Raw genomic sequence first — 26,631 nt, 5'->3', positions numbered from 1 at the left:
CGGGGCCTCACAGCCGGTACCCCGCGCCGGTGATCGTCGTGATGACGGCCGGTTCGCCGAGTTTGCGGCGGAGCGTCGCCATGGTCACGCGGACGATGTTGCTGAACGGGTCAAGGTGCTCGTCCCACACGCGGTCCACCAGCGTCTCGGCGCTGACGACGCCGCCGTCCGCGCGCAGCAGCTCCTCCAGCACCGCGAACTCCTTGCGCGTCAGCCGGACCTCGGCGCCGTCGCGCGTGACGCGGCGGCGGTGCGGGTCCAGCCGCACCCCGTCCCGTTCCAGGACGGGCGGGACGGGCGGCGCCGAACGGCGGCCCAGCGCGCGGATGCGCGCGACCAGCTCGCTGAACACGAACGGCTTGGGCAGGTAGTCGTCCGCGCCCAGACGCAGGCCGTGCACGCGCTCGGTGACGTCCCCGGCGGCCGTGAGCATGAGGATGCGGGCCGGTTCGGCGCGGCCCGCCAGGTCGCGGCAGACGTCGTCGCCGTGCACGAGCGGGAGGTCCCGGTCGAGCACGACGACGTCGTAGGCGGTGTAGGAGGTGCGGTCGAGGGCGGCGTCGCCGTCGTAGACGACGTCGACGGCCATCGCCTCCTCCCGCAGTCCCTCCGCGATGGCGTCGGCGAGGACCCGTTCGTCCTCCACGACCAGAACCCGCATGCCCGTCCCCGTTCTTCGGCTGGGACGAGCATGCGGGCCGGGGCGTTAAACGAGGATAAGGAGGTCAGCCCCGCCAGCAGCTATAGGTGACCGCGACCGAGCCGCCGGGCGAGAACGAGACGCTGCCCGAGCCGCGTCCGGCGATGTAGCACGTCACCGTCGGGTAGATCCGGACGGACACCGTCGTGGACCGGCCCGCGCGGAGCGTCCCGCCGCCCGACGCGCTGACGCGTCCGGGACGGCCGCCCGCGCCCGTCACGCGCCAGCGGATCGTGCCGTTGTACGCGGTGAGGCGGATCGAACAGGAGCGGGGGAGCCCGGCGACGCCGACGCCCTGGCAGCCCGAGCCGTTGATCGCCAGGCGCGGCGAGCCGCCGCCGCCACCGCCGCCCCCGCCGCCGGGGCGGCTCGGGCGCTTCTTGGGCGGCTTCGGCTTGCTGCTCGTCGGCGGCTTGGGCCGCTTGCTCGCGCTCGGGCGGCTCGACGGCGACTTGCTCGGGGACGCCGACGGCGACCCGCTCGGGCTCGGCGTCCCGGTCGGCGGCACGGTCTGCGACGGGAACGGCGCCTCGGTCACCGGCGGCGGCGCGGCGGACCCGCGCTGCGGCTCGCCCCCGTCCCCGGGCACGAGCAACGCGACCGCGATGACGATCGCGGCGGCGATGGCCCCCGCGACGGCCAGCACCCGCGCCTGCCCCACCTTGAGCCCGGCGGGCCGCCGCTTCGGCTTCGGCTCGTCGTCCACCGGCGCACCCGCGACGGGAATCCCGCCGGGCGGAATGAGCACCCGCGTAGCCCCGTCCCCCGACCCCTGCCCATGCGCAACGGCAACGTCCCCACCGGCACCGGCACCGGCACCGGCACCGGCACCGGCACCCGCGTTCGCGCCGCTGCCCGCAACGACAGCCGCGCCCCCACCTGCGGCAGCACCAACGACAGCGGCGGTACCTAGGACGGCGGTCGCACCCGCACCGTCGCGCGTGCCTGCGCCTTCGGGCGGGCGCGTGGCGGCATCCGTGCCCGCCCCGGGAAGCGTGCCCGCGCCTGCGGGAGCGGCCGTGCCTGCGGCGGCGGTCGTGCCTGCGCCTCGGTCCGTGTTCGCGTCGGCAGGCGTGCCCGCGCTTTCGTGCGTGCCCGCGTCGGCAGGCGCGCCCGCGCCTTCGCGCGTGCCCGCGCCGGGAACCGTGCCCGCGCCTGCGGCAGCGGCCGTGCCTGCGGCGGCGACCGTGCCTGCGCCTCGGTCCGTGTTCGCGTCGGCAGGCGTGCCCGCGCTTTCGTGCGTGCCCGCGTCGGCAGGCGCGCCCGCGCTTTCGTGCGTGCCCGCGTCGGCAGGCGCGCCCGCCCCGCTACGTGTGCCCGCGTCAGCATTGGTGCCTGCACCGGCGGCCGTGCCCGCGCCTGCGGCAGCGCCGACGGCAGCGGCCGTGCCTGCGGCGGTGGCCGTGCCTGCGAGTCGGTCCGTGCCTGCGTCGGCAGGCGCGCCCGCGCCGGTGCCCGTGCCCGTGTTGGCATCGGTGTCTGCACCGGTAGCCGCGTTCGTGTCAGTGCTCGTCTTCGCGCCGGTGCGCGCAGCGGTGGCCGTGCCCGCGCCTGCGGCAGCGCCGACGGCAGCGGCTGTGCCTAGGGCGGTGGTCGTGCCCGCGCCTTCGTGCGTGCCCGCGTTGGCGGTCGCATCGGTGTCTGCGGCCGTGGTCGTGTCTGAGCTCGTGCGCGCGTCGGTGGGCGCACCGGTGGCGGTGGCCGTACCTGCACCGGCGGCTGTGTCGGGGTCGTCAGGTGTGCTGGTGTTCGCCTTGTCGGTGTTCGGTTCGGCGGGCGGCGCCGCCACGGTCGGCGCGGCCGTGGCGTCGTCGCCGCTTGAGACGGCGTCCGGGTCGGCGGACGCCGTCTGGGTGGGGGCGGCTCCGGCCTCCGTATGCGGAGCCGCGGTCTCGTCGCCGCCGTCGCGCCGGGTCGCGCCGAGCGCGGCGAGCGCCGCCACACCGGCGGCGGCGGAACCCTTGCCGACGGCCTTCCCCGCTACGGGGACGTCCTGCTCCTTGGGGGGCGCGGTGGTCGGCGCCGGAAGCGGGTCCTCCCGCGTGACCGGCGCGGGGCGCGTGCCGCCGCGCCTGCGGTCCGCGCGTCCGGGCGCCTCCCAGGCGTCCGGCTCGTCCGGGCGCGGGTCCTCACGGGTGTCCGGACCGGTGCGCTCGTCCGGATTCGCGACTGAGCCGTGCGTCGCCGGGGTCGCGGGGTCGGGCGTGCGCTGCGGGGCGGTGGCGTCGAAGAGCGGGATCTCGGCCGAGGTCGCGGTGCCGAAGGCGGGCGGCGCGCTGTGCGGCCGGGGCGGCGGAGCGGGGGCGGTCCGGCGGGGCGGGGCGGGCCGCTCCTGCGGCGCGGGGCGCGACTCGGGCCCGGGGCTCTGCACCGGGAGAGGACGGATGGCCAGCGGCGAGCGCAGCGCCGGGCGCGTCTGCTCGGGCGCGGGCCCGGGGTCGGCCTTCTCCTCCGCCGGAGCGGGCGGCGGCTCCGGCGCGGGCGCGGGCTGAGCCGCCGGGCGCCCCAGCAGGGACCGCATCGCCCGCATACTGAGCCGCCGATGCCGCTCCTGCGGCTCCTCCTCGATCAGAGGCGCCGCCCCCTCGGCAGCCGCCCCACTAACGCCACCGGACACGGAACCCACACCGGACGCTCGATCCGCCACGTCACCCGCACCGGACCGCCCACCAGGCGCGGTGCCCGCACCGGACGCCCGACTTCCCGCGTCACCCGCACCGGGTCGCCCGGTGGGCGTGGAGCCAGCGCCGGAGCTGCCCGTGCCGGGTCGTCCGGCGGGCGCGGTGCCCGTGCTGGAGGCCCGGCCTGCCGCGTCGCCCGAACCGGGCCGTCCCGTCGGCGTGGTGCCCGCACCAGACGCCCAACCTGCCGTGTCGCGGGTGCCGGGCTGTCCCGTGGGCGTGGAGCCAGCGCCGAAGCCGTCCGTGCCGGGTCGTCCGGCGGGCGCGGTGCCCGTGCCGGAGGCTCGACCTGCCGTGTCGCCCGTGCCGGGCCTTCCCGTGGGCGTGGAGCCAGCGCCGGGGCTGTCGGTGCCGGGTCGTCCGGCGGGCGCGATACCCGCATCGGACTCCCGGCCTGGCGTGTCGCCCGTGCCGGGCCTTGCCGTGGGCGTGGTGTCCGTGCTGGAAGCTCGATCTGCCGTGTCGCCCGAACCGGGTTGTGCGGAGCCAGTGCCGGAGCCGTTCGTGCCGGGGCGTCCGGCGAGCGGGGTGCCCGTGACGGAGGCTCGGCCTGGCGTGTCGCCCGTGCCGGGACGTCCGGCGGGCGGGGTGCCCGTGCCGGGTCGTCCCGTGGGTGCGGGTGTGGTGCCGGGGGTGGTTCGGCGCGGTGTGGTGCGGCCATCGGGGGTGCCGGGCGCGTCGGCGGGGGCGGTGCCCTTGCGGGACGCCCTTGCGCGTGCGTTGCGGCCGGTGGGCGCGCTCGGGGACGCGGCGGGTGCGCCGCCGCCCGGCGTCCCGGCGGCGCTCGCGCCGAGCTGCGACTCGCACTCCGCGCGGACGAGATCGGTCAGCCAGCCCTGGAACCGGTCGGGCGCGGGCACCCGGTCCGGGCGGGAGCGGGCGGTGAGCAGCGCGGCGCGGACGGCCTGCACCGCCTGGTCGCGGTCACCGATGATCTCTTGGGCGTAGGCGAAGAGCCAGGGGCCGTAGACGTTGTACACATGGCCGACCGCGCCCGGACGCTGCGCGCGCAGGGCTTCGGTCAGGCGGAGGTCGTCGTCGGACGGCGGAGCCCCGATGTGGCTGGACACCGAACGGATTATCGCGACGTATCCGGCGCCTGTATTGAGACTGGTTCACGTGTTATGGCGCCCGTTTTGTCATCCAGGTGACACCGGTGGTTCCCCCACTGGGCGTCTAACGCGGGTTTAACCCGGGCCCCGGTCGGATGTGGCTCACCGGCGGCAGAGCGCGGCCGGGGAGAGGACATCCATGCGGTACCGGATCAGCGGCGTCGTCGTCGCGGCGGCGCTCGCGCTCGCCGGCTGCGGCGGCGAGACGAGGGAGACGGGCGTCGCCAGCGCCGCGAAGGGCGGGACGAGCGCGTCGGCGAGCGCTCGCCCGACGATGAACCCCGAGGACGCGCGCCTGAAGTTCACCCGGTGCATGCGCGAGAACGGCGTCGACGTGCCCGACCCCGGCTCCGACAAGGGGAAGCAGTTCCGCGTCACGGAGAAGGACGGTGATCGCGGGCGCATGGAGACCGCGATGAAGAAGTGCCGGTCGTTCCTGGAGGCCGGGGGGCTCATGCCCGACATGAACGACCCCAAGGTCCGTGACCAGCTCACGAAGTTCGCGCAGTGCATGCGGGAGAACGGCGTCGACATGCCCGACCCGGGCGCCGACGGCGGCATCCGCATCAAGGGCAAGCCCGGCGACCAGCCCAAGATGGACCGGGCGCAGCAGGCGTGCCGCCACCTCATGCCGGAGCGTCCCCGTTGAGGCGGCGGACCGTGATCCTCGGCGCGGCCGGGGCGGCGGCCGTCGTCGCGGGCGGCGCCGCGTTCGCGGCGGGCGGCGACGCGCCGCCCGCCGGGGCGGCCCCCGCCCCGGGCGCCACCGCCCCGGTCACCCGGGGCGACCTCGTGGACACCGAGACCGTGGACGGCACGCTCGGCCACGCCGGGGCCCGCCAGGTCTGGACGGGCGCGTCCGGCACCGTGACCTGGGCCCCCGCCGAAGGCCGGACGATCCGCCGTGGCGGCACCCTGCTGCGCGTCCAGGGCGAACCCGTCACCCTGTTCTACGGCGGAACCCCCATGTACCGGACGCTCGCACCGGGCGTCCCGAACGGCCGCGACGTCCGCGACCTCGAACGCAACCTGCGCGCCCTCGGCTACGGCTCCGGCATGACCGTGGACACCGCGTTCACCGCCGCGACCGCCGCCGCCGTCCGCGCCTGGCAGGACGACCGGGGCCTGCCCGAGACCGGTTCGGTGGACGCCGCCCAGATCGTGTTCCTGTCCGGCGCCGTCCGCGTCACCGGCGTCAAGGCCGCCGAGGGCGCCCGCACCGCGCCCGGCCAGCCCGCGCTGACCGTGGCGAGCACCCGCCGGTCCGTCCACGTCGACCTGGACGCCGCCAAGCAGGACCTCGCCCGCGAGGGCGCGCCCGTCACCGTCGAGCTGCCGGACGGCCGCACGGTCAAGGGCAGAATCGCGTCGGTGGACCGCGTCGCCACCAAGAAGCAGGACGCCACCACGATCGGCGTCGACGTCGAACTGGACGCCAAGGCCGAGACCGGACGGTTCGACGAGGCCCCGGTGACCGTCGAGCTGGCGGGGGAGCGGCGCGAGAACGTGCTGTCGGTCCCGGTCGAGGCGCTGCTCGCGCTGCGCGAGGGCGGCTTCGGCGTCGAGGTCGGGGACCGGGTCGTCGCGGTGACGACGGGCGCGTTCGGCGGCGGGCGCGTCGAGATCTCCGGCGCGGGCATCACCGAGGGCGTGCGGGTCGGGGTGGCGGCGTCGTGACGATCGTGGAGCTGACCGGCGTGACCAAGGAGTATCCCGGCGGCGTCGCGGCCCTGCGCGGCGTCGACCTGACGATCGAGCGCGGCGAGCAGGTCGCGATCGTCGGCCCGTCCGGCAGCGGCAAGTCCACGCTGCTGCACATGATCGGGACGCTGGACCGCCCGACGTCGGGCACGGTCCGCATCGCGGGCCACGACGTCGCCGCCCTCACCGACCGGCGGCTGTCGGCGCTGCGCGCCCGGCACATCGGGTTCGTTTTCCAGCAGTTCCACCTGGCGGCGGGCCTGTCCGCGCTCGACAACGTCGCCGAGGGCCTGCTGTACGCGGGGGTGCCGCTGCGGGAGCGCCGCGCGCGGGCCACCGCCGCGCTCGACCGCGTCGGGCTCGGGCACCGGCTGCGGCACCGGCCGCCGGAGCTGTCCGGCGGTGAGCAGCAGCGGGTCGCGGTCGCGCGCGCCGTCGTCGGCGAACCCGACCTGCTGCTCGCGGACGAACCCACCGGGAACCTGGACTCGGCGGCGGGCGCGGGCGTCCTGGAACTGCTGGACGCGTTGCACCGCGACGGCGCCACCGTCGCGATCATCACCCACGACCCGGACGTCGCCGCGCACGCGCCGCGCCGCGTCCGGGTGCGCGACGGCCTCCTCGCGGACCCGGCGGTGACGCGGTGAACGCGCCGCCGCGCCCGGCCCGCATGAGCGGCCGCGACGTCCTGCGCACCGGGCTGGCCGGGCTGCGCGCCCGGCCCGCGCGCGCCGTGCTGTCGGCGCTTGGCATCGCGCTCGGGATCGCCACGATGGTCGCGGTGATCGGGATCTCCGCGTCCAGCCGCGAGGACCTGCTGCGCAAACTGGACCGGATCGGCACGAACCTGCTGACCGTCCAGGCGGGGGACACGCTGTTCGGGCAGGAGTCGAAGCTGCCGCAGGAGGCCGCCGCGATGGTCGCCCGCGTCGGACCCGTGACGCGGGTCGCGACGACGGCGCGGCTCGACGCGACCGTCCGGCGCACCGACCGCGTCCCCGTCGCCGTCACGCACGGCCTGGCCGTGCAGGTCGCGTCGCCCGAACTGCCCGGCACGCTCGGGGTCGGAATGCGGACCGGGACGTGGCTGAACGCCGCGACCGGCCGGTACCCCGGCGTCGTGCTCGGCGCCGAGGCGGCCGAGCGGCTCGGGCTGGAGCGGCCCGGCGCGCAGGTGTGGATCGGCGGACGCTGGTTCACCGTGCTCGGCGTACTGGAGACGGCCGACCTCGCGCCGGAGATCGACCGGTCCGTCCTGGTCGGCGCGGACGTTGCCGCCCGGCATCTCGGCTTCGACGGACATCCCACGACGCTCTACGAACGGTCCCGGGACGCCGCCGTCGAGGACGTGCGGGACGTGCTCGCCCGGACCGTCAACCCGCAGAACCCGGAGGAGGTCGAGGTCAGCCGCCCGTCCGACGCCCTCGCCGCCAAGGCCGCCGCCGCCGGGGCGTTCACCGGGCTGCTGCTCGGGCTCGGCGCGGTCGCACTGCTCGTCGGCGGCGTCGGCGTCGCGAACACGATGGTGATCTCCGTGCTGGAGCGGCGCCGCGAGATCGGCCTGCGCCGCTCGCTCGGCGCCACGCGCGGCCAGGTCAGGACGCAGTTCCTCGGCGAGTCGCTGTTGCTCTCGGCGTTCGGCGGGACGGCGGGCGCGGCGCTGGGGGCGGGCGCGACCGTCGCGTTCGCCCTGTACCGGGGCTGGCCACCGGTGGTTCCACCGTGGGCGCTGCTCGGCGCGGTCGGCGCGACGCTGCTCGTCGGCGCGCTCGCGGGCGCCTACCCGGCGGTGCGGGCCGCCCGGATGTCGCCGACGTCGGCACTGGCGACCGTGTGATCATTCGGTGCATCATGTGGCGGGTCGGTGATGTGCGTCACGCACGGAGGTGTCCGTCATGCCCGTGCCCCGTCCGGTCCGGGACCGCTGCCGCGAGTTCCTCGGGATCGACGACGAGTTCCACTACGTCTTCCCCGCGCGGGCACGCGGCGGCGGCACGTCGTTCCTGTTCGTCGTGACCGCCGATCAGGTTCTCGTGCTGACGACGGGCTCCCTTGGCCGCTCGCGGCCGCGCAGCGTCTGGGGGACTTATCCACGTACGACCCGGCTGGGGCCTTTGCGGGGTGGGGGTGGGTTCGAGTTCGGGGGGTCGCATTTTGAGATTGATGGGGAGTATGTGCCGCTGGTGAACGCGGCTGATACCGAGGTGTTCGATCGGGGGAGCTTGCCGCGTGATCCTTTGCCTGATCTTTAGTGGGCTGGGGGTGGTGGGGCGGTCTTCGCGCGGGGGATCTCTGCGCGGGTTGGTCTTGGCACGGGGTGGTGTCGGGACGGGTTGGTTTCAGCGGGGGCCGGTGTCAGCGCGGGGTGATCGCGGTGCGGGTCAATCTTGGCGTCGGTCGGTCTTGGCGCGGGTTGGTGGCGGGACGGGTTGGTGCTGGGATGGGCTGGTCCCAGCGGGGCCGGTGTCAGCGTGGGGTGATCGTGGTGCGGGTCAATCTTGGCGCGGGTCGGTCCTGACGCGGACCGGTCCTAGTGCGGGTCGGTCTTGGGGCGGGTTGGTCCGCTGAACGCAGGGTGAGGAATCGGGGAGGGTGCGCCGCGCCCAGCGACAGCAGCAGTCGGTGTTGAGCACGCCGAGCTGGGGCGCTCTGACCGCGCGGCTCACCTAGTCGTCGGCCGGGATCGTGTTCCTCGGCTCTGAGCGCGGGGTGATGTCGGCGCGGGTTGGTCTTGGCGCGGTCGCTCGGCGCGAGCGGGTCGGCATGAGCGATCTTGGCGCGAGTCAGTCTCAGCGTGGGCCGGGCTTGGCGCGAGTTAGTCGCGGCGCGGCGCGGCACGGCGCGGTTTCGGTGTGGGGCGGCGCGGGGCGGCGCGGTTTCGGTGTGGGCTGGGGTTGGTGGGCTCGTTTTGGTGCGGGCTGGGGTTGGTGGGGATCTGGCTTGGTTGTTCGGCGGGGCTGGTGGGTGCAGGGAGCTGTGTTTGCTGCCGCGACTGCGTCGCGGGGGGTCAGGGCCTTTTTGGCACCGCCGCAGAGGGCTTGATCATCCTCCCTTCGGTCCGGATGATCAAGCCCTCTGCGGCGGTGCGGCCCTGACCCCGGACCCGGTTGTTCGCGTGTATACGGGCGGTTCTTGCCGTCGGGGTGGGTCGTCACTCGGGGTGGGTGCTACTCGGGTGGGGTGTCGTTCTCGTTCTCGTTTGCTGGGTGGTCGGCGTTGTTCAGGGCTGTGGCCAGGGGTGGGGCTGCCAGGGTTATCTGCCAGGGGCGGGCGCCCAGGAGGCGTAGGGCTTCGCCTACGGTTTCCTTGGTGAGGTCTGAGGGTGGGGACCAGGCCAGGCGGCGGATCGTGTCCGGCTGGACCAGGTTCTCGGCGGGCATGTGGTGCGTCTCGGACAGCGTCGTGACGACGGCGCGGGCGGCGGCCAGGCGGGCGGCGGCGGCCGGGTCGCGCTCGGCCCAGCGGTGCGCGGGCGGCGGGCCGTCACCCGCGACGCCCGCCTCCGGCAGCGCCTTGTCGGGCAGGGCCCGGCCCCGGTTCACCGCGCGCAGCCACGCCGTCTGGTGCCGCCGGGCGCCCCGGCCGCGCATCGTCGGCAGCGCCTGCAACTCCGCCGCCGTGCGCGGCGGCTTGGTCGCCAGCTCGATGATCGCCGAATCCTGCAACACTCGGCCCGGCGAAAGGTCACGTTCCTGGGCGATGCGGTCGCGCGCCTCCCACATCTCCCGGACGATCGCCAGCGCCCGCCGGTTCCGCACCCGGTGAATGCCCGACGTGCGGCGCCACGGATCGGACCGGGGCGCCTTCGGCGGCGTCGTCAGGATCGCCGCGAACTCCTCCAGCGCCCAGTCGAGCTTGCCGTCCTCGACGAGCCGCTCGTACAGGGCGTCGCGCAGCTCGACCAGCAGCTCGACGTCGAGCGCGGCGTACCGCAGCCAGTCTTCAGGGAGGGGACGGGTCGACCAGTCGGCCGCCGAATGCCCCTTCTCCAGCGTGTAGCCCAGGACGTTCTCCACCATCGAGCCCAACCCGACGCGCGGATAGCCCAGCAGCCGCCCGGCCAGCTCGGTGTCGAACAACCGGCGCGGGACCAGGCCCACCTCGGCCAGGCAGGGAAGGTCCTGGTTGGCGGCGTGCAACACCATCTCGGTGTCGGCTAGCGCCGCGTCCAGCCCGGACAGGTCGGGCAGCTCGATCGGGTCGATCAGCGCCGAGCCCGCGCCCGCCCGGCGGAGCTGGATGAGATAGGCGCGCTGGCCGTACCGGTAACCCGACGCGCGCTCGGCGTCCACCGCGACCGGGCCGGTGCCCCCGGCGAACGCGGCGATGGCGCGATCCAGCTCGGCGGCCGTCGTCAGCACGGGGGGCACGCCCTCGCGCGGCTCCAGCAGTGGTTCGGCGGCCGGGACGTGCGCGTCCGTCTCCGGCCGTGTCTCAGGCACTCCCACGTTCTCGGTGCTCTCCCCGGCCGACGCTGTCTCCGACGCTGTGCTACCCACGTCTCCTACCGTACGTCGCTCAACGGCGCGTCCCGCCCCCGCCCGGCGGCATCGCCGCGACACCGGCCGGCGGCAGGCCCGCCGTACTGGCCAGCACCTCGCACCATGCGGCCACATGAGCGGCCAGCTCGTCGCCCGTCGGCGACCACGACGCGCGCAGCTCCAGCTCGGTCGCGGACGGCTCGCCGCGCTTGTCGCCGAAGCTCTCCGACACCGCGCGGGTGATCGTCCCGGACTCGCCGGTGAACCCGGCGGGCTCCAGCGCCTCCAGCAGCCAGCTCCACGCCACCTGGCCGATCAGCTCGTCGGCGGCGACCTCCGGCTCAAGATCGGCCTGGATGTAGGCGACGAGCCGGAACCCGCCCGCCCAGCCGTCGCGGCCCGCCGGGTCGTACAGCAGGATCAGCCGCCCGCTGGCGGTCTCGGTGTCGTCGTCGCGCCAGATGCTGCCCGACAGAGCCGCCGCGTACGGCGCGAGCCGCTGCGGCGCGGGGATCTCCTCCAGGTCGAGTTCGGGACGCGGCGGCGGGCCGTCCAGCACCGAGCGCAACGACGCGGCGGCGCGGCGGAACACGGCCGGTTCCGCCTCCGGGGCAGGGGACGGCGGGGTCATCGGGCCACCGCGCGGCGGGTGCGGGCGGACAGGGGCGAAGGGGGGTGGCGGAGATCCAGGCACGGCACAGGTTTTCGTCTCAGCGGCCAGGCCGGTCAGGCACCGGCGAGCACGGTGGGGCGCGGAGTAGGGGGTGGGAAGTCGGCGGGCCGCGCGGGAACGTCGGCCACGATCACGGCCGCGCCGCAATTCGCGCAGGCCCGCTCGGGGCAGTCGGCGCCGTGCCCGTCCTCACACGGCGGCTGCTCGAACCATCGCTCGTCGCCGCAGGTGGAGCAGTGCACGGGGGACCTCCCTCGGTTATGACACGGATCACGTTCGCATGCGGGACCGACAGAATGCGGGACTTCGCTCGGCGTGTCTGTATTTATTGCCGCGCGGCCTGCTGGGGCGCCTTGGAGCGCGAGTCGGTGGGGGATGGCGTCGGGCGCCGGGTGGGCATGGGAGCATCGAGGGGTGGCTGCTGATGCTCTCGACTCCTCCGCCGCGCACCCCGCGCTCGGCGACAGTGCGTTCCTGCGTGCGTGCCGGCGTGAGGCGGTGCCGCACACGCCCGTCTGGTACATGCGGCAGGCGGGACGGTCGCTGCCGGAGTACCTGCGCATCCGCGAGGGCGTGCCGATGCTGGAGGCGTGCGCGCGGCCCGAGCTGATCGTGGAGATCACGCTCCAGCCCGTCCGGCGGTACGGCGTCGACGCCGCGATCTTCTTCAGCGACATCATGGTGCCGCTGCGCGCCATCGGCGTCGACCTCGACATCAAGCCCGGCGTCGGGCCCGTCATCGCCGACCCGATCCGCGACGCGGCCGGGCTCGACGTGCTGCGGGAACTGACGCCCGACGACGTCTCCTACGTCACCGAGGCCGTGCGCGGGCTCGTCGGCGAGCTGGGCGGCACGCCGCTCATCGGGTTCGCCGGGGCGCCGTTCACGCTGGCGTCCTACCTCATCGAGGGCGGGCCGTCGAAGAACCACGACCTCACCAAGGCCCTCATGTACGGGCGCCCCGACCTGTGGGCCGCGCTGATGGAGCGCCTCACCGAGATCACGATCGCGTTCCTGCGCGTGCAGGTCGCGGCGGGCGCGAGCGCCGTGCAGCTCTTCGACTCGTGGGTCGGCGCGCTCGCCCCCGAGGACTACCGCGCCTCGATCCTGCCGTACTCGCGGCGCATCTTCGCCGCGCTGGAACCGCTCGGCGTCCCGCGCATCCACTTCGGCGTCGGCACCGGCGAACTGCTCGGCCTGATGGGCGAGGCGGGCGCCGACGTCGTCGGCGTCGACTGGCGCGTCCCCCTCGACGAGGCCGCGCGCCGCGTCGGCCCCGGCAAGGCCCTCCAGGGCAACCTGGACCCGGCCGTCCTCTACGCCCCCTGGGAGACCGTCGAACGCCGCGCCCGCGACGTCCTCGCCCGGGGCCGCGCCGCCGACGGCCACGTCTTCAACCTCGGCCACGGCGTCCAGCCGTCCACCGACCCCGACGTCCTGAAGCGCCTGACGGACCTCGTCCACGAGACGTCGGCCCAGTAACCGCCCCGCGACGACACACCGTAGAACACGGACAACCTCACAGCCCGCCCAGGCAACCGCACTTCCCGGCACGCTGTCGCAGATGACCGCGCAACGCACTGCTCCGGCCCGCTGAAGCGCAGTCCGCCTGGGCAGTTCGCCCTCGGCACGCGGGCGTTCTTGTTCGGCGGGTGGGGTGGGTCGGTGTGGGGTGGGGGGTGGCGTCTGGGAGGGTGGGGGGATGAGCGCTGTGCTTGGCCCGCACGTTGTCGTGGTCGGGGGCGGGATCGCGGGGCTGGCCGCCGCGCGGCGGCTCGCGGTCAGCGGGGTGCGGGTGACCGTGCTGGACGCGGCAGCGCGCGTCGGAGGGAAGCTGCGCGTCAGCGAGATCGCGGGGGTGCCGGTCGACGAGGGCGCCGAGTCGATGCTGGCGCGGCGGCCCGAGGCGGTGCGGCTGATCCGTGAGCTGGGGCACGGGGACGATCTCGTGCATCCGGGCACCACCGGGTCGTCGGTGCTCAGCCGGGGCGAGCTGCGGCCGCTGCCCGGCGGGCAGATGATGGGGGTGCCGACCGATCTGGGGGCACTCGCCGGATCGCGGGTGCTGTCCACGTCCGGGCTCGCGCGGGTGCCGCTCGATCTCGCGCTGCCCGCGACGCGGCGCGGCGCCGACGTGTCCGTCGCCGGGTTCGTCGGGGCGCGGCTCGGCCGCGAGGTCGTGGACCGGCTCGTCGAACCGCTGCTCGGCGGCGTCTACGCCGGACGCGTCGAGCACCTGTCGTTCGAGGCGACGATGCCGGCGCTCGCCGCCGCCGCGCGCGGGCACCGGTCGCTCATCGCCGCCGCGCGGGGCCTGCGCGCCGCCGCCCCCGCCGACCCGGGACCGCTGTTCGCGACGCTGCCCGGCGGCGCCGGGACGCTGCCGGGGCTCGTCGCCGCCGACGTCGAGCGGCGCGGCGGCACCGTCCGCACCGGCGCGACCGTCCGCGAACTGCGCCGCACCCCTCACGGATGGCGGCTCACCATCGGCTCCACCCGCGACCCGGAGGCGCTCGACGCCGACGCCGTCGTGGTGGCCGTCCCCGCCGCCCCGGCCGCGCGGCTCCTCGCCGCCGACGTGCCCGCCGCCGCCCGCGAGCTGGAGCGCGTCGAGTACGCGAGCATGGCGATCATCACGCTCGCGTACCGGCCGTCGGCGTTCCCGCGCACCGAGCACGGTTCGGGGTACCTCGTCCCGGCCGTCGAGGGACGCGACGTCAAGGCCGTCACGTTCAGCTCGGTGAAGTGGCCGCACCTGCGCGCCAAGGCGCCCGACGTCGTGGCCGTCCGGTGCTCCATCGGCCGGTTCGGTGAGGAGCACACGCTGCACCGGTCGGACGAGGAGCTGAAGGCCGCCGCGATGATCGAGCTGGCCGCCACGCGCGGTGTCACCGAGCTGCCGCTGGAGCACCGCGTCAGCCGCTGGGGCGGCGGCCTGCCGCAGTACAACGTCGGCCACGGCGACCGGGTGGCGCGGGTCCGCGCCGCCGTCGCCGGTGTGCCGGGCCTGGCCGTCGCGGGCGCCGCCTACGACGGTCTCGGCATCCCCGCCTGCATCGCGTCGGCGGACGCGGCGGCGGCCCGCATACTCGACCATCTGGAATCTCGGGGAGAATCGAACCATGGCAGCGAGTGAAGAGACCGTCCGGCCCAGGGCGCGGGAACTCAACCAGGTGATCCGCTACACGATGTGGTCGGTCTTCCGGGTGCCCCGGCCCGGCGATTTCGGTGACCGCGACGTCGCCGAGCTGAGCGAGCTGCTCGACCAGGCCGCCGGGAAGGACGTCGTCACCCGGGGCCTGTACGACGTCGCGGGCCTGCGCGCCGACGCCGACTACATGATCTGGTGGCACGCGCCGTCGTCCGACGACCTTCAGGAGGTCTACGGCCGGTTCCGGCGTACCCGCGTCGGGCGCGCGAGCGAGCCGGTGTGGTCGCAGATGGCGCTGCACCGTCCCGCCGAGTTCAACAAGAGCCACATTCCGGCGTTCCTCGGCAACGAGCGCGTTCGCGACTACGTGTGCGTGTATCCGTTCGTCCGTTCCTACGAGTGGTATCTGCTGCCCGACGAGGAGCGGCGCGCCATGCTGGCCGAGCACGGCAAGATGGCCCGCGACTACCCGGACGTGCGCGCGAACACCGTCTCGTCGTTCGCCCTCGGTGACTATGAGTGGATGCTCGCCTTCGAGGCCGACGAACTGCACCGCATCGTCGACCTCATGCGCCACCTGCGCGGCTCCACCGCCCGCCGCCACGTCCGCGAGGAGGTCCCCTTCTACACGGGCCGCCGCAAGACCCCCGCCGAACTCATCGCCGCCCTCCCGTAACCCCGACACGGAACAAGCCCTCGACCAGCCCGCCACCCAGAACAGCGAATCCCCCGATGTGACCCACGCCGCAGCCCTGCGGCGTCTCCCCGGGCGCCCGGCGGGCCGATGGCGTTCGTGTCGGTGGGCGGCGAAGTCCTCGGCGTGATGCGTGCCGTGGCCGTGGGCGACCGCGGCATGTCCTCACCGACCGCGTCGACGTCGGCATTCGCATCCTGCTGGAGACCGTCCACCCCCCGCCGTCGGCCCGGCGCTCGCCGCGGCGGTGGCGTTCGTGTCGGTGCGCGGCGATGTGCCCGGCGTGGTGTGGGCCGTGGCCGTGTGTCGGGCGCTCGGCGGGCGGTGGTGTTCGTGTCGGTGGGCGGCGATGTGCTCGGCGTGGTTTGTGCTGTGGCCGTTTGTCGGGTTTCCGGCGGCTGGTGGGCTGGTGGTGTTCGCGTGGATTGTGCGGCGCGGTGCTCGGTGTGGTTCGTGTTGTGCTGTGCTTAGTTCGCCGCTGGCGGCCTGGGTGGGTGGTTTGTGTTGGGCGGGGTCAGAAGCCTATGGCTGCGCCGTCGCCTCTTGGGTCGGCGCCGGATTCCAGGAAGCCGTTGTCGGGGTCCAGGCGGATGGCCTGGGCGTGGCCCACGTTGTCGTCCCAGTCGGGGAGCATCTGGACGGGCTGGCCGCGCCGTTTGAGGTCGCGGACGGTCTCGTCGGAGATGCGGCCCTCCAGCGAGAGGTCGCGGTCGGTCTCGCCCCAGGTGCGGCCCATGAGCCAGCGCGGGGCCTCGATGGCCTGTTGGACGTCGTAGCCGAAGTCGATGAGGCGGGTGAGCAGGGCGATGCCGGTCTGGGGCTGGCCCTCGCCGCCCATCGAGCCGTAGGCGAGCCACGGGCGGCCGTCGCGGAAGGCCAGGCCGGGGATGAGGGTGTGGAAGGTGCGCTTGCCCGGTTCCATCGTGTTGACGTGCCGGTCGTCCAGGGAGAAGAATGAGCCGCGGTTCTGCGGAATGACGCCGGTGTCGCCCGCGACGACCGCGCAACCGAAGTCGTGGTAGATCGACTGGATCGCGGAGACGACCATGCCGTCCGCGTCGGCGACGCTGAACGCGCAGGTGTCGCCCGCGGGGGAGCGGCGGTCGGCACCGGCCCGGAACTTCAGGCCGGGTTCGACCTCCTCCATGACCATCGACCGGTCGGAGCGGACGAGCTGACGGCGCTGGTCGGCGTAGCGCTTGGACAGCAGCTCGGTGAGCGGGATGTCGACCCAGTGCTTGTCGGTCAGCCATTCGTCGCGGTCGGAGAACGCGAGCTTCACGACCTCGGCGAGGTGGTGGTAGTAGTCGGGGGTGTCGTCGCCCCACGCGCCGACGTCGTAGCCCTCGACGAGGTTGATGATCTGCAACGCCGTGAAGCCCTGCGTGTTCGGCGGGAGCTGGTAGACGGTGTGGCCCCGGTAGTCGGTGGAGAGCGGTTCCTCCCAGTGGGCCTGGTACTCGGCGAAGTCTCCCGAGCGTAGCGGCGACCCGCCCGGCTCCAGGGCCGCGCAGAACCGGCGGGCGAGGTCGCCCTCGTAGAAGCCCTTGCGGGCGCCGTCGGCGGCGAGGGTCTCGAACGTGCGGGCCAGCTCGGCCTGGCGGAGCCGCTCGCCGCGCACCGCCGCCCGCCCGTTCGGCGCGAAGATCCGCGCCGTGGTCTCCTGCGCGGTGAGCATGGCCAGGTCGTCGACGAGCCAGTCGGCCAGTGACCGGCCCACCGGCGCGCCGTGGCGCGCGTAGTGCACCGCGTCGTCGAACAGCTCGCTCCAGGGGAGCCGGCCGTACCGTTCGTGCGCGAGCCGCCAGCCGTCCACGGCGCCCGGCACCGTGACGGCGGCGAGCGGGCCGCGTACCGGGATCTCGTCGGTGTGGCCGCGCTCGCGGTAGTAGTCGCGGGTGGCGGCCTGGGCCGCCGGGCCGGACGCGTTCAGCCCCGCGACCTCGCCGTCCGGGTCGGCGATGAGCCAGAACCCGTCGCCGCCGAGCCCGGCCATGTGCGGATAGACCACGCACAGCACCGCGTTGACCGCGATCATCGCGTCGACCGCGCTGCCGCCGCGCCGCAGCACGTCCACGCCCGCACCGCTGGCCAGCGTGTGCGGCGACGTCACCATCGCGCGGTCGGCGCGCGTGGGCGGGCGGCCGGTGTCGGGTCCGTGCGGTGCGGCCATCTCAGCCTCCAGTGCGGGCGGTGGACGGCTCGGGCTTCGCGAACCGTTCGGTGGTGAGGCCCCGGCGGTGCCGGGGGCCGAAGACGACCGCGTTCTCGCGGTAGGACGGGGCGAACGTGGCGGTCGCGTCCTCGACGAGCAGGGGGTCGCGCTCGCCGTGCGTCGTGCGGCGGCGGCGTTCGTGCTTCACGTCAGCTCTCCTCGTCGTCGAGCGGTGCGAACTTCAGCACGACCGGGACGGCCGCCGCCGCCGTGACCGCGAGCAGGCCGGTGATCCACAGCGCCGGGGCGTCGTTCTCGGTGCCCGCGCTGAGCGCCGGCAGTGCCAGCAGGAACAGCAGCATCGCCACGAGCTGCCACATGGGCTCCCGCACGGTCGCTCCCTTCCGGCCGGTCGCACCGGCCCGTGGTCAGACGAAGAACAGGGTCAGCAGGCCGAGCAGCACGCCGACGGCGAGCGTCCACGGCAGGGTCATCCGCAGGACCCTGCCCTCCTGGCCGACGATCCCGGCGGTGCTCGTGCCGAGCACGATGTTGGCCGGGGCGAACGTGTTGCCGACCGAGCCGCCCGCGCCCTGGGCGGCGAGGAACCCGGTCGGGTTGAGGCCCGCGCCGGTCGCGATGTTCTGCTGCAACTGGCCGAACAGCACGTTCGCCGACGTGCTGCTGGAGGTGATGAACGCGCCCAGGATGCCGATGAACGCGGCCGAGAACGCCGACAGCCACGGCGGCAGCACCGCGTCGATGCCCTCGGCGAGCACCTCGATCTGCCCCGAGTGCTCCATGACGCTCGCCAGCACCAGGAACGACAGGATGGCCAGCGACGCGGGCGCCGCGTTGGTCACCAGGCCCGAGAAGATCGGCTGCTCGCCCTCCTTGCGGCGCTGCGCCGTGAAGAAGCCCTGCGCGCGGAACGCCAGCCAGGTGACGACGACGGACACGATCAGCGCGAACCCGGGATGGGTCAGCGGCGCGATCGGGTCGTAGGTGGACTCGCCCTCGGTCGTGACGTCGTACCCGGTGGTGACCTCGGGGAACGGGAAGCCCAGCTCGAACCGGCCGAGAAGGTCTTCGACGGGCGGGATCGTCAGCGTCAGCACCGAGACGGCGGTCAGCAGCGCGTACGGCAGCAGCGCCCACGGCAGGCTCATGACGGCGGGTTCCTCGGCCTCCTCGGCGTCGGACTCGCCGTCGTCGCGCATGGCCGGACGGTCGGTGATGTCGTCGGCGGCGCGACTGAACCGCGACCAGCGCGACAGCGGGTACAGCGCGGCGAGCGCGGCGGCGCCGCCGAGGAAGTTCGACAGCAGCGGCTCCCAGTACATGACGACGAACTGGATGCCGCCGTGCAGCGCCGCGACGATGAGGATGAGCGGCCAGGCCAGCCGCAGCGCCGGGCCCTTGCCCGCCATCCACGCGATCGTGACGCCGGAGACGAGCGTGACGGGGGCGAGCAGGGCGGCGGTGGCGAGGGCGGTGCCTAGCTCGTCGTCGATGTCGACGACCTGGAGCAGCGCGATCCAGCCGACGCCGAGCGTGCCGTACATGCTGGCCCAGGCGTGCCCGATCAGCGGGATCGCCACCGCGTAGACCGGCCGGACGCCGATCGCCAGCAGCAGCGGCGCCACGATCGCGATCGGCGCGCCGAACCCGGCGATGCCCTGCATGAACGACGCGAACACCCAGCCGAACGCCAGCACGAGGAAGACGTGGTTGCGGCTGTACCGCGACAGGCCCTGGCGCAGCCCCTCGAACGCCCCCGACGCCACCCCGACCTGGTACAGCAGCAACGACGGCCAGATCACCAGCAGGATGAAGACGGCGTCCCAGATGCCTTTGCCGGTCGCGACCGCGATCGTCTCCCACGGCGCCTGGAAGAACACCACCGCGACGACGACCGCGAGGAACATGCCCACCGGCCCGGCCTGCGGCGCCTTCCAGTGCAGGACGGCCAGCAGCACGACGAGCAGCACGATCACGCTGATCGCGAGCAGCCAGGTGCCGACGTTGATCGGCACGGTGGACTCGGTCATGCGGCGGCTCCGTACGGCGACGTTCGGTGGTCATTCGATCACTCTTCGTGACCATATCCCGGCGCGCCGACACGCCCGGCCCCCGGAAGTAAAGATCGGGCAAGACTCGTCCGCGAAACACGCCAACACCCGGTCGCGCCGGACCTCGCTGTGAGAGTGCGCGAAAACGGGGGTGGAGCGCCCGTCCGCCCGGTAGCGTACGCACCGTGACCGAGACATCACCGGAACGTACGCGCGGCAGGCACGCCAAGCCCACCGCCACGCCCGCCCGCCGCCGGACGGCGACCCGGGCCGCCCGTCGCGCGCTGCGAACCGTGGGCGCCGCCGTTCCGAGCCGCCGCCGCGCCGAACCGGAACAGCGCGACGCCCCACAGGCGGAACGTCATGGCACTGAGCCGGAACGGCCTGCCGTCTCGCGCCACGCCACGGAAGCCGGACGCCGCGACGCGAGGCCGGATCAGCGTGACGTTCTTCGGGCAGGACACGGTGGCGCCGGGCCGGATGAACGTGATGTTCCTCGGGCGGGTCGTCGCGGTGTCGGGCCGGACGAGCATGACGTCCCGCAGGCTGGACGCCGTGGTGCTGGGCCGGATCAGCGTGGTGTTCCTCGGGCGGGACGCGGCGCCGGGCTGGATCAGCGTGATCTTCCGCAGGCGGGTCGCGGTGCCGGGCCGGATCTGCGTGATGTTCCGCAGGCAGAAGGGCGCGGTGCTGGGTCGGAGCAGCGCGGCGTTCCGCAAACGCGGCGGCGTCGCGCCGGAGGCCGGGGGACGTCCGGCTTCGCGCGTCGCGTGCTGCGGGCTCTCGGTGCGGTCGTGCCCGCGCGGCGGCGGCCCGGTGCGCGTCGCGCCGCCCGCACCGTCATCGCGGGCATCGAGGCCGGTCGGCACCGCGCGGCGTCCCGCGCTCCGCGCCGACGACGCGGCGTCGTGCTGGCGGGCGCGGCAGTGGGCGTGCCGGTGATCGTGCTCGGCGCGGCCGTCGTCGCGGCGGGCGGACGCGAGACGCCGCGCGCGGAGGTCGCGGCGCGCAGCGGCCCCGCCGCCCGCGTCCAGCCGCCGGACGACGAGCGCCCCGGCGCCGACGACGCGCGGGCCGAGGCGCTGGCCTACTTCCGCCTCCGCGACCACGAGGGCGACGCCGTCCGCCACGTCACCGACGTGTGGCAGAGCGGCGACTACCTGCGCGTCTACACCGACCTGGGCGAGGGCGACGTGAACGCGCGCCCCGCGCTGCGGCTCTGCGGCTGGGCGGCGCGCTTCCTCACCGACGGCGGCGAGGAGACGCCCCGCGTCTTCGTCCACGGCCACAGCCGCGACGACGGCGCGATCGTGCTCGCCAACCGCCGCACGGCGACCGACGACTGCCGCGTGGACTGACCCCTACTCGACGGATTCGAGCCGCAGCGACACCGAGTTGATGCAGTAGCGGTCGTCGGTCGGCGTGTCGTAGCCCTCGCCGTGGAAGACGTGCCCGAGGTGCGAGTCGCAGGTGGCGCAGCGCACCTCGGTGCGGACCATGCCGAGCGCCCGGTCCTCCAGGAGGACGACGGCCTCGGACTTGGACGGCTCGAAGAACGACGGCCAGCCGCAGTGCGACTCGAACTTGGTGTCGGACCGGAACAGCTCGGCGCCGCAGGCGCGGCAGTGGTAGACCCCGACGGTCTTGGTGTCGGTGTACTCGCCGGTGAACGGGCGCTCCGTCCCGGCCTCGCGCAGGACGTGGAACTCCTCCGGGCTGAGCTGTGCCCGCCATTCCTCGTCACTCTTGCGAATCTTGTCCATACCCCGACGTTACGTCATGCTCGCGGGCCGCCGACGTCCGGTGTCGGACCCCTGGGTTAACGTGCGATGCATGGCCTCGCCGTACATCGAGATTCCCGTCGGGGAACGGCTCGTCAAAGTGTCCAATCCCGACCGCGTCTATTTTCCCGAGCATGGTTACACCAAGCGTCGGCTCGTGGAGTACTACCTCGCGGTGGGCGAGGGCGTGCTGCGCGCCACGCGCGACCGTCCGACGACGCTGGAGCGCTGGCCGTCCGGCGTCTTCGAGGGCGCCAAACTGGCGACCCGCATGGACGGCCGCAACGCCGACGCGTTCTACCAGAAGCGCGTGCCCAAGGGCGCTCCCGACTGGGTGCGCACCGCCCGCATCGACTTCCCGAGCGGCCGGTCCGCCGACGAGGTCGCGCCGTCGGAGCTGGCCGTCATCGCGTGGGCGGCGAACCTGGGGTCGCTGACGCTGCATCCGTGGCCGGTCCGCGCGGACGACGTCGACCATCCCGACGAACTGCGCATCGACCTCGACCCGCAGCCCGGCACGACGTTCGCGGACGCGGTCCGCGTCGCGCTCGGTCCCGCCCGCGAGCTGCTCGGTGAACTGGGCTACCGGGGGTTCGTGAAGACGTCCGGCAAGCACGGCGTCCACATCTACGTGCGGATCGAGCCGCGCTGGACCTTCACCGAGGTGCGGCGCGCGGCGCTGGCGTTCGGTCGGGAGATCGAGCGCCGCTCTCCGGCCGAGATCACCACGAAATGGTGGAAGGAGGAAAGGGGCGAGCAAATCTTTGTTGACTTCAACCAGAATGCGCGCGACCGCACGATCGCGTCGGCCTACAGCGTCCGCCCCGTTCCCGACGCCACCGTGTCCGCGCCCGTCACGTGGGAGGAACTGCCCGACGTCGCCACCGAGGACTTCACCATCGCGACGATGCCCGCCCGGTTCGCCGAGATCGGGGACGTGCACGCCGAGATCGACGACGTGGCGCACTCGCTGGAGCCGTTGCTGGAGCTGGCCGACCGCGACGAGCGCGACCACGGCCTCGGTGACATGCCCTACCCGCCGAACTATCCGAAGATGAAGGGGGAGCCGAAGCGCGTGCAGCCCAGCAAGGCCCGCGACGACTGAGGTCAGCCCGTCCGCAACTGCGTCGCGAGGCTCGCGCCGGGGTGCGGGACGGCCACCGCGAACGCCGCCCCGGCGGCGGCGATCACGGCGCAGCCGAGGACGAGCCCGTGCGTGCTGAGGCGCGCGCGGATGCGGACGGCGGCGAGGCGCCCTACCACCATTCCGGCTGAGAACACCCGGAACCCGGCGGTTCGACGGTGGCCGGGTCGAGGTTGAGGGTGCGGGCGTCGATGTCGGCGAACCGGATCGTGCAGCCGCGCGCCTGGAGCGGCCAGGTCGTCACCCAGAACGTCTGCGGCGTCGTGATGACCTCGTCGCCGGGGCCGAGGCCGGGCACCTGCGCCGCCAGGTACAGCGCGCTGGTGCAGGATCTGGTGGCCTGGACGTGGCGGGCGCCGAGCCGGTTGGAGATGCCGTTGCACGGCACCACGTATGTCACGACGCTGACAACCGGGGCCGGGTGACCGGGCGCACGATTCCGGGGCGTTCCGGAAATGCGGACGAACTGCCGTCTTCGCCGCCGGGGAGAATTCCTGCAAGGGGGTTCGGGCCCGGCCGCGCATTCCGGGAAGCGTGTGCCGACACGTGCGCGCCCAGCGGGTTCCGTCCTCGGACGACGGTCGCGGCGGGACCGATGCCGTGATCAGGGCTTTGGTTAGAACGAGATCCCCGGGGCAACCTCCGCCGCGACTCGCAAGGAGGAAGACACCATGGGCTGGACCTACCGTAAGTCGCTCAAGTTCGGGCCCTTCCGGCTCAACTTCTCCCGGGGCGGGGTCGGGCACAGTGTCGGCGGGCGCGGTGTGCGCTACACCAAGGGCGCCGACGGACGTAAGCACACGACGCTCCGCATTCCCGGCACCGGCATCTCGTGGCGCCGTCAGGTGAAGAGCCGCCGCTGACGCGACGGCCGGGGCGGGCGCCGGGGCGCGCGTCCGCCCCGCTCAGCAGGTGGCGGGGCACGGGTCCGTAGAGTGGACGGCGTGGAGATCACGCCGATGCTGCCCGAGCACGCCGCCGAGGTGCTCGGGATCTTCCGCCTCGGAATCGAGGGTGGGAACGCGACCTTCGACACCGAAGTCCCCACGTGGGAGCGGTTCGACGCGGCCAAGACGCCGGAGCACCGCTTCGTCGCCCGCGACGCCGAACGCGTCCTCGGCTGGGTCGCGCTGTCACCCATCTCGCCGCGTCCGGTCTTCGCGGGCGTCGCCGAGGTGTCGATCTACATCCACCCCGCCGCGCAGGGCCGGGGCGTCGGACGTGCGCTGCTCGGCGCCGTGATCGACTCCAGCGAGCGCGGCGGCGTCTGGACGCTCCAGGCGGGGATCTTCCCGGAGAACGCCGCGAGCCTGCACCTGCACCAGGCGCTCGGCTTCCGCGTCCTCGGCGTCCGGGAGCGGATGGGCGCGCACACGTTCGGCGGGCGCCGCGTCTGGCGCGACGTCGTGTTCCTGGAGCGCCGCAGCACCGTCGCCGGCCGGGACTGACCGGTGACCGACGAGCGCAGGCTGTTCCGGCTGCTGTGGCTGTCGGTCGCGGCGGCGGTCGTCACGATCGGGCTGAAGACCGGGGCGTGGGCGCTGACGGGCTCGGTCGGCCTGCTGTCGGACGCGGCCGAGTCGATCGTGAACCTGGTCGCGGCCGTCGTCGCGCTGGGCGCGCTGCGCTGGGCGAGCAAGCCGCCCGACGACGAGCACCGCTTCGGGCACACCAAGGCCGAGTACTTCTCCGCCGGGGCCGAAGGCGTGATGATCTTCGTCGCGGCGGTCGCGATCGCGTGGACGGCCGTGGGGCGGCTGCTGGACCCGCAGCCGCTGGAGACCGTCGGCGTCGGCCTGATCGTCACGACCGTCGCGTCGGCGATCAACCTGGCGGTCGGGCTGCTGCTCCTGCGCGCCGGACGCCGGTACCGGTCGATCGTCCTCGAAGCGGACGGCAAACACCTCATGACGGACGTGTGGACGTCGGCGGGCGTGATCGTCGGCGTCGCGGCCGTCGCGCTGACCGGCTGGTACGTCCTCGACCCGATCATCGCGCTGCTCGTCGCCGCGAACATCGTCCGGGCCGGGGTGGGGCTGCTGCGCCGCTCGGGCGGCGGGCTGATGGACCGCGCCGTCGATCCCGCCGAACAGAAGACGATCACCGACGTGCTGGCCGGATTCGAGCGCGACGGCGTCGCCTTCCACGCCGTCCGCACCCGGCAGTCAGGGCGGCGCTCGTTCGTCTCGCTGCACCTGCTGGTGCCCGGCGCGTGGACGGTCCAGCGCGGGCACGACGAGGCCGAGGAGGTCGAGGCGGCGCTGCGCCGGGCGATCCCGCACGCGACCGTGTTCACGCACCTGGAGCCCATCGAGGACCCCGTCTCCTACGACGACATAGGTCTCGATCGTGCCGATATGCCGGTACGGTCCGAGGAGACCCGGGCCGACGAGTGAAGCGGCCCCCGTCCCGCCAAGGAGAACCCGCCCGTGGGCGCCGGCCACTCGCACCGCAAGACCCCCGCCTCCCGTCCCGTCGTCCTCGCCTGCCTGGCGGTGATCGCGCCGCTCGCGCTGCTGACGCTGGCCTCGCTCGTGCTGATGTGGCCGGGTGACGTGCGTCCGTCCGGCGAGGAGGGGGCGCGGATCGAGAAGTACGCGGGGACGGTGACGAGCGTCCGGCTGACGCCGTGCGCCAACGAGCGGGTCGATCCGCGCAAGTGCGGGCAGGCGACGGTGCTGCTCGCGGACGGGCCGGGCGCCGGGCGCGCGGTGAACGTGCCGCTGAACGACGGGCCCGGCAGCCACGTCTACCTGGTGGACGACAAGGTCGTCCTGCTGCACAACGCCGAGATCACCGACAATCCGTACCAGCTCAGCGACCATCAGCGCGCGACGCAACTGTGGATCATCGGGGCGGCGTTCGTGCTGGCCGTCGTCGCGTTCGGCCGGTGGCGGGGCCTGCGCGCGCTGGTCGGGCTCGCGGTGACGTTCGCGCTGCTGCTGTTCTTCCTCATCCCGGCGATCGTGGGCGGGGCGCCGCCGCTGTGGACGGCGATCGTCTGCGCCGCCGCGATCATGTTCATCGTGCTGTACCTGACGCACGGGGTGACGGTCGAGACGACGGTCGCGGTCGTCGGGACGATCGCGAGCCTGGTGCTGACGGGCCTGCTCGCCACGTTCGCGATCGGGTTCACCCACCTCAACGGCATCACCGACGACAGCTCGTTCTTCCTGGACTCCGAGCACTCGATCAACGCGCGCGGCATCCTGCTGGCGAGCATCATCATCGGCGCGCTCGGCGTGCTGGACGACGTCACGGTCACGCAGTCGGCGACGGTCTCGGAGGTGGCGCGCGCGAACCCGGCGGCGGGCTTCGCCGAGCTGTACCGGGCGGGCGCCCGCGTCGGCCGCGCGCACATCGCGTCGGTGATCAACACGATCATCCTCGCGTACGCGGGGGCGGCGCTGCCGCTGCTGCTGCTGTTCAGCATCGGCCGCGAACCGCTCGCCGAGGTCATGACGAGCCCGATCATCGCGCAGGAGATCGTCCGGTCCGTCGCGGGCACCCTCGGCCTGATCGCGGCGGTGCCGCTGACGACGGCCCTGGCGGCGGCGACGCTGGCCCGCGTCCGCCGCGAGGACGTGCCTAGCCGTCGCGCCGCCGGGGAAGACGCAGGGTGAGGAGCCGGGCGCGCGGCGCGACCCGTCCGGCGAGGTCGAACAGCGCGTCGGTGCGGGTGCGGTCGGCATCCAGGTGGGTGAACAGGTTGACGCCGAGGTAGAAGGTGATCGCGGCGTAGGCGAGGTCGCGCGGCGGCATGAGCCGGGCCAGCGGTGAGCCGCCGATGACGCGGTCGAGCGTCTCCTCGACGAACGCGATCCACGGCTCGGCGCGGGCGACGATCTCCGCCCGCAACTCGGGCCGCGCGATGCTGGCGCCGACCAGTTCGCTGAACAGGGTGATGTGGCCGCCCTCGATGTCGGCGCGGTAGATCCCGGTGGCGGCCTCCACCAGTTCCTCCAGCGTCCGCGCGTCCGCGACGGCGGCGCTGTGGGCCTTCATGCGTTCCTCCGACGACCGGTCGAGCGCGGCGAGCAGGAGCTGGTCGACGCCGCCGAAGTGGTAGAAGACCAGCGCCGAGTTGCACTCCGCCGCCTTGGCGATCGTGCGCGCGCTCGTGCCCGCGTAGCCCTCCGTCCGGACGGTCGCGGCGGCGGCCGCGAGCAGGCGTTCCTTGGTCTCCGCGCTGTTCTGCTTGGTCACACGGGCCTTCCTCGGGGTTGACAGCTTCGTTCATCATACGGTTTAACCAAGTGATTAAACCGACTGATTGAACGAGGTGG

General features: G+C 73.9%; 29 protein-coding genes. 17 read left to right on the top strand and 12 right to left on the bottom strand.

The window, feature by feature from the left end:
* Nucleotides 1-7: 7 nt before the first annotated feature.
* Nucleotides 8-661, bottom strand: a complete 654-nt coding sequence (locus C229_RS0119240; protein WP_018656733.1) for a response regulator transcription factor — start codon at nucleotides 659-661, stop codon at nucleotides 8-10.
* A 64-nt stretch (nucleotides 662-725) separates the two neighbouring features.
* Entirely contained in the window at nucleotides 726-1,448 is a 723-nt protein-coding gene (locus C229_RS0119235; protein ID WP_026313942.1) for a hypothetical protein, read from the bottom strand.
* 30 nt (nucleotides 1,449-1,478) lie between these two features.
* On the opposite strand from C229_RS0119235, the gene C229_RS35815 reads away from it, so the two are divergent.
* From C229_RS35815 to C229_RS0119200, 7 genes are all read left to right on the top strand, one after another.
* Nucleotides 1,479-1,613: a hypothetical protein gene (locus C229_RS35815; protein WP_018656732.1), complete on the top strand. Its 135-nt coding sequence runs from the start codon at nucleotides 1,479-1,481 to the stop codon at nucleotides 1,611-1,613.
* A 1,306-nt stretch (nucleotides 1,614-2,919) separates the two neighbouring features.
* Entirely contained in the window at nucleotides 2,920-3,192 is a 273-nt protein-coding gene (locus tag C229_RS34385) for a hypothetical protein (RefSeq protein ID WP_155884935.1), read from the top strand.
* 1,440 nt (nucleotides 3,193-4,632) lie between these two features.
* A complete protein-coding gene (locus C229_RS0119220) occupies nucleotides 4,633-5,142 on the top strand; it encodes a hypothetical protein (RefSeq protein ID WP_018656730.1) in 510 nt (169 codons plus the stop codon).
* 11 nt (nucleotides 5,143-5,153) lie between these two features.
* Nucleotides 5,154-6,170, top strand: coding sequence for a peptidoglycan-binding protein (locus tag C229_RS0119215; RefSeq protein ID WP_018656729.1), 1,017 nt, complete (start codon nucleotides 5,154-5,156; stop codon nucleotides 6,168-6,170).
* Entirely contained in the window at nucleotides 6,167-6,841 is a 675-nt protein-coding gene (locus C229_RS0119210) for an ABC transporter ATP-binding protein (protein ID WP_018656728.1), read from the top strand. Before C229_RS0119215 ends, C229_RS0119210 begins: the two co-directional genes overlap by 4 nt.
* Nucleotides 6,838-8,031 carry an ABC transporter permease gene (locus C229_RS0119205; protein WP_018656727.1) on the top strand — a complete coding sequence of 398 codons (1,194 nt, stop codon included), beginning with the start codon at nucleotides 6,838-6,840 and terminating at the stop codon, nucleotides 8,029-8,031. Before C229_RS0119210 ends, C229_RS0119205 begins: the two co-directional genes overlap by 4 nt.
* A 58-nt stretch (nucleotides 8,032-8,089) precedes the next feature.
* Nucleotides 8,090-8,446, top strand: a complete 357-nt coding sequence (locus C229_RS0119200) for a hypothetical protein (RefSeq protein WP_018656726.1) — start codon at nucleotides 8,090-8,092, stop codon at nucleotides 8,444-8,446.
* A gap of 915 nt (nucleotides 8,447-9,361) precedes the next feature.
* On the opposite strand, the gene C229_RS31130 is transcribed toward C229_RS0119200, so the two are convergent.
* A complete protein-coding gene (locus tag C229_RS31130; protein WP_018656725.1) occupies nucleotides 9,362-10,636 on the bottom strand; it encodes a ribonuclease D in 1,275 nt (424 codons plus the stop codon).
* A 76-nt stretch (nucleotides 10,637-10,712) separates the two neighbouring features.
* A complete protein-coding gene (locus tag C229_RS0119190; protein WP_026313941.1) occupies nucleotides 10,713-11,306 on the bottom strand; it encodes a DUF3000 domain-containing protein in 594 nt (197 codons plus the stop codon).
* 456 nt (nucleotides 11,307-11,762) lie between these two features.
* On the opposite strand from C229_RS0119190, the gene hemE reads away from it, so the two are divergent.
* The 3 genes from hemE (at nucleotide 11,763) to hemQ (ending at nucleotide 15,175) form a co-directional block, all read left to right on the top strand.
* Nucleotides 11,763-12,830: a uroporphyrinogen decarboxylase gene (hemE, locus tag C229_RS0119185; RefSeq protein ID WP_420804671.1), complete on the top strand. Its 1,068-nt coding sequence runs from the start codon at nucleotides 11,763-11,765 to the stop codon at nucleotides 12,828-12,830.
* A gap of 220 nt (nucleotides 12,831-13,050) precedes the next feature.
* Nucleotides 13,051-14,484 carry a protoporphyrinogen oxidase gene (hemG, locus tag C229_RS0119180; protein ID WP_033424562.1) on the top strand — a complete coding sequence of 478 codons (1,434 nt, stop codon included), beginning with the start codon at nucleotides 13,051-13,053 and terminating at the stop codon, nucleotides 14,482-14,484.
* Nucleotides 14,471-15,175, top strand: a complete 705-nt coding sequence (gene hemQ / locus C229_RS0119175) for a hydrogen peroxide-dependent heme synthase (protein WP_026313939.1) — start codon at nucleotides 14,471-14,473, stop codon at nucleotides 15,173-15,175. Before hemG ends, hemQ begins: the two co-directional genes overlap by 14 nt.
* Nucleotides 15,176-15,707: 532 nt before the next feature.
* Here the strand turns inward: hemQ and ggt are convergent.
* Genes ggt through C229_RS0119155 form a run of 4 tightly spaced genes read right to left on the bottom strand, consistent with a single transcriptional unit; the run spans nucleotide 15,708 to nucleotide 19,399 of the window.
* A complete protein-coding gene (ggt, locus tag C229_RS0119170; RefSeq protein ID WP_018656720.1) occupies nucleotides 15,708-17,366 on the bottom strand; it encodes a gamma-glutamyltransferase in 1,659 nt (552 codons plus the stop codon).
* Between the two features lies 1 nt (nucleotide 17,367).
* Nucleotides 17,368-17,556, bottom strand: a complete 189-nt coding sequence (locus C229_RS0119165; RefSeq protein ID WP_018656719.1) for a hypothetical protein — start codon at nucleotides 17,554-17,556, stop codon at nucleotides 17,368-17,370.
* 1 nt (nucleotide 17,557) lies between these two features.
* Nucleotides 17,558-17,740, bottom strand: coding sequence for a hypothetical protein (locus C229_RS34380; RefSeq protein ID WP_155884932.1), 183 nt, complete (start codon nucleotides 17,738-17,740; stop codon nucleotides 17,558-17,560).
* Nucleotides 17,741-17,776: 36 nt separating this feature from the next.
* The gene (locus C229_RS0119155) at nucleotides 17,777-19,399 is read right to left on the bottom strand and encodes an L-lactate permease (protein ID WP_018656717.1); all 1,623 of its coding nucleotides are present in this window, start codon (nucleotides 19,397-19,399) and stop codon (nucleotides 17,777-17,779) included.
* A 384-nt stretch (nucleotides 19,400-19,783) separates the two neighbouring features.
* On the opposite strand from C229_RS0119155, the gene C229_RS34375 reads away from it, so the two are divergent.
* Nucleotides 19,784-20,362 (top strand): hypothetical protein, encoded by a 579-nt coding sequence (locus C229_RS34375; RefSeq protein ID WP_155884931.1) that lies wholly within the window; start codon nucleotides 19,784-19,786, stop codon nucleotides 20,360-20,362.
* A complete protein-coding gene (locus tag C229_RS0119145; RefSeq protein ID WP_155884930.1) occupies nucleotides 20,353-20,778 on the top strand; it encodes a hypothetical protein in 426 nt (141 codons plus the stop codon). The genes C229_RS34375 and C229_RS0119145 overlap by 10 nt, the downstream gene beginning before the upstream one ends.
* Nucleotides 20,779-20,781: 3 nt before the next feature.
* Here C229_RS0119145 and msrB read toward each other — a convergent pair whose 3' ends face one another.
* Complete coding sequence (gene msrB, locus C229_RS0119140) at nucleotides 20,782-21,183, bottom strand: peptide-methionine (R)-S-oxide reductase MsrB (protein ID WP_018656714.1); 402 nt, start codon at nucleotides 21,181-21,183, stop codon at nucleotides 20,782-20,784.
* 70 nt (nucleotides 21,184-21,253) lie between these two features.
* Here msrB and C229_RS0119135 point away from each other — a divergent pair, with 70 nt between their 5' ends.
* Nucleotides 21,254-22,306 carry a DNA polymerase domain-containing protein gene (locus C229_RS0119135; RefSeq protein ID WP_018656713.1) on the top strand — a complete coding sequence of 351 codons (1,053 nt, stop codon included), beginning with the start codon at nucleotides 21,254-21,256 and terminating at the stop codon, nucleotides 22,304-22,306.
* A 2-nt stretch (nucleotides 22,307-22,308) separates the two neighbouring features.
* Here the strand turns inward: C229_RS0119135 and C229_RS34370 are convergent, their stop codons facing one another.
* Both C229_RS34370 and C229_RS0119125 read right to left on the bottom strand, forming a co-directional pair.
* Entirely contained in the window at nucleotides 22,309-22,467 is a 159-nt protein-coding gene (locus C229_RS34370; RefSeq protein ID WP_155884929.1) for a hypothetical protein, read from the bottom strand.
* Complete coding sequence (locus C229_RS0119125) at nucleotides 22,458-22,745, bottom strand: DegT/DnrJ/EryC1/StrS family aminotransferase (protein WP_205624518.1); 288 nt, start codon at nucleotides 22,743-22,745, stop codon at nucleotides 22,458-22,460. Before C229_RS0119125 ends, C229_RS34370 begins: the two co-directional genes overlap by 10 nt.
* A 271-nt stretch (nucleotides 22,746-23,016) precedes the next feature.
* Here C229_RS0119125 and C229_RS0119120 point away from each other — a divergent pair, with 271 nt between their 5' ends.
* From C229_RS0119120 to C229_RS0119105, 4 genes are all read left to right on the top strand, one after another.
* Nucleotides 23,017-23,208: a DUF4236 domain-containing protein gene (locus C229_RS0119120; protein ID WP_018656710.1), complete on the top strand. Its 192-nt coding sequence runs from the start codon at nucleotides 23,017-23,019 to the stop codon at nucleotides 23,206-23,208.
* Nucleotides 23,209-23,289: 81 nt separating this feature from the next.
* Nucleotides 23,290-23,793 carry a GNAT family N-acetyltransferase gene (locus C229_RS0119115; protein WP_240487343.1) on the top strand — a complete coding sequence of 168 codons (504 nt, stop codon included), beginning with the start codon at nucleotides 23,290-23,292 and terminating at the stop codon, nucleotides 23,791-23,793.
* A 3-nt stretch (nucleotides 23,794-23,796) separates the two neighbouring features.
* Complete coding sequence (locus C229_RS0119110) at nucleotides 23,797-24,741, top strand: cation diffusion facilitator family transporter (RefSeq protein WP_018656708.1); 945 nt, start codon at nucleotides 23,797-23,799, stop codon at nucleotides 24,739-24,741.
* Between the two features lie 33 nt (nucleotides 24,742-24,774).
* Complete coding sequence (locus tag C229_RS0119105) at nucleotides 24,775-25,968, top strand: YibE/F family protein (protein WP_018656707.1); 1,194 nt, start codon at nucleotides 24,775-24,777, stop codon at nucleotides 25,966-25,968.
* Here C229_RS0119105 and C229_RS0119100 read toward each other — a convergent pair.
* Nucleotides 25,934-26,551 carry a TetR/AcrR family transcriptional regulator gene (locus C229_RS0119100; protein WP_018656706.1) on the bottom strand — a complete coding sequence of 206 codons (618 nt, stop codon included), beginning with the start codon at nucleotides 26,549-26,551 and terminating at the stop codon, nucleotides 25,934-25,936. The two genes, C229_RS0119105 and C229_RS0119100, sit on opposite strands and share 35 nt — an antisense overlap.
* Nucleotides 26,552-26,631: the final 80 nt, after the last annotated feature.

The organism is Actinomadura flavalba DSM 45200, from assembly GCF_000374305.1.
Taxonomy (GTDB): Bacteria; Actinomycetota; Actinomycetes; order Streptosporangiales; family Streptosporangiaceae; genus Spirillospora; species Spirillospora flavalba.
This window is presented reverse-complemented; position numbering and strand designations above follow the sequence as displayed.

Bases quoted from the DNA above. Each gene is read 5' to 3' on its own strand.
- C229_RS0119240 (WP_018656733.1), bottom strand. From the start codon at position 661: ATGCGGGTTCTGGTCGTGGAGGACGAACGGGTCCTCGCCGACGCCATC.
- C229_RS35815 (WP_018656732.1), top strand. From the start codon at position 1,479: ATGCGCAACGGCAACGTCCCCACCGGCACCGGCACCGGCACCGGCACC.
- C229_RS0119220 (WP_018656730.1), top strand. From the start codon at position 4,633: ATGCGGTACCGGATCAGCGGCGTCGTCGTCGCGGCGGCGCTCGCGCTC.
- C229_RS0119200 (WP_018656726.1), top strand. From the start codon at position 8,090: ATGCCCGTGCCCCGTCCGGTCCGGGACCGCTGCCGCGAGTTCCTCGGG.
- C229_RS0119190 (WP_026313941.1), bottom strand. From the start codon at position 11,306: ATGACCCCGCCGTCCCCTGCCCCGGAGGCGGAACCGGCCGTGTTCCGC.
- hemG (WP_033424562.1), top strand. From the start codon at position 13,051: ATGAGCGCTGTGCTTGGCCCGCACGTTGTCGTGGTCGGGGGCGGGATC.
- hemQ (WP_026313939.1), top strand. From the start codon at position 14,471: ATGGCAGCGAGTGAAGAGACCGTCCGGCCCAGGGCGCGGGAACTCAAC.
- ggt (WP_018656720.1), bottom strand. From the start codon at position 17,366: ATGGCCGCACCGCACGGACCCGACACCGGCCGCCCGCCCACGCGCGCC.
- C229_RS0119155 (WP_018656717.1), bottom strand. From the start codon at position 19,399: ATGACCGAGTCCACCGTGCCGATCAACGTCGGCACCTGGCTGCTCGCG.
- C229_RS34375 (WP_155884931.1), top strand. From the start codon at position 19,784: ATGGCACTGAGCCGGAACGGCCTGCCGTCTCGCGCCACGCCACGGAAG.
- msrB (WP_018656714.1), bottom strand. From the start codon at position 21,183: ATGGACAAGATTCGCAAGAGTGACGAGGAATGGCGGGCACAGCTCAGC.
- C229_RS0119135 (WP_018656713.1), top strand. From the start codon at position 21,254: ATGGCCTCGCCGTACATCGAGATTCCCGTCGGGGAACGGCTCGTCAAA.
- C229_RS34370 (WP_155884929.1), bottom strand. From the start codon at position 22,467: ATGGTGGTAGGGCGCCTCGCCGCCGTCCGCATCCGCGCGCGCCTCAGC.
- C229_RS0119120 (WP_018656710.1), top strand. From the start codon at position 23,017: ATGGGCTGGACCTACCGTAAGTCGCTCAAGTTCGGGCCCTTCCGGCTC.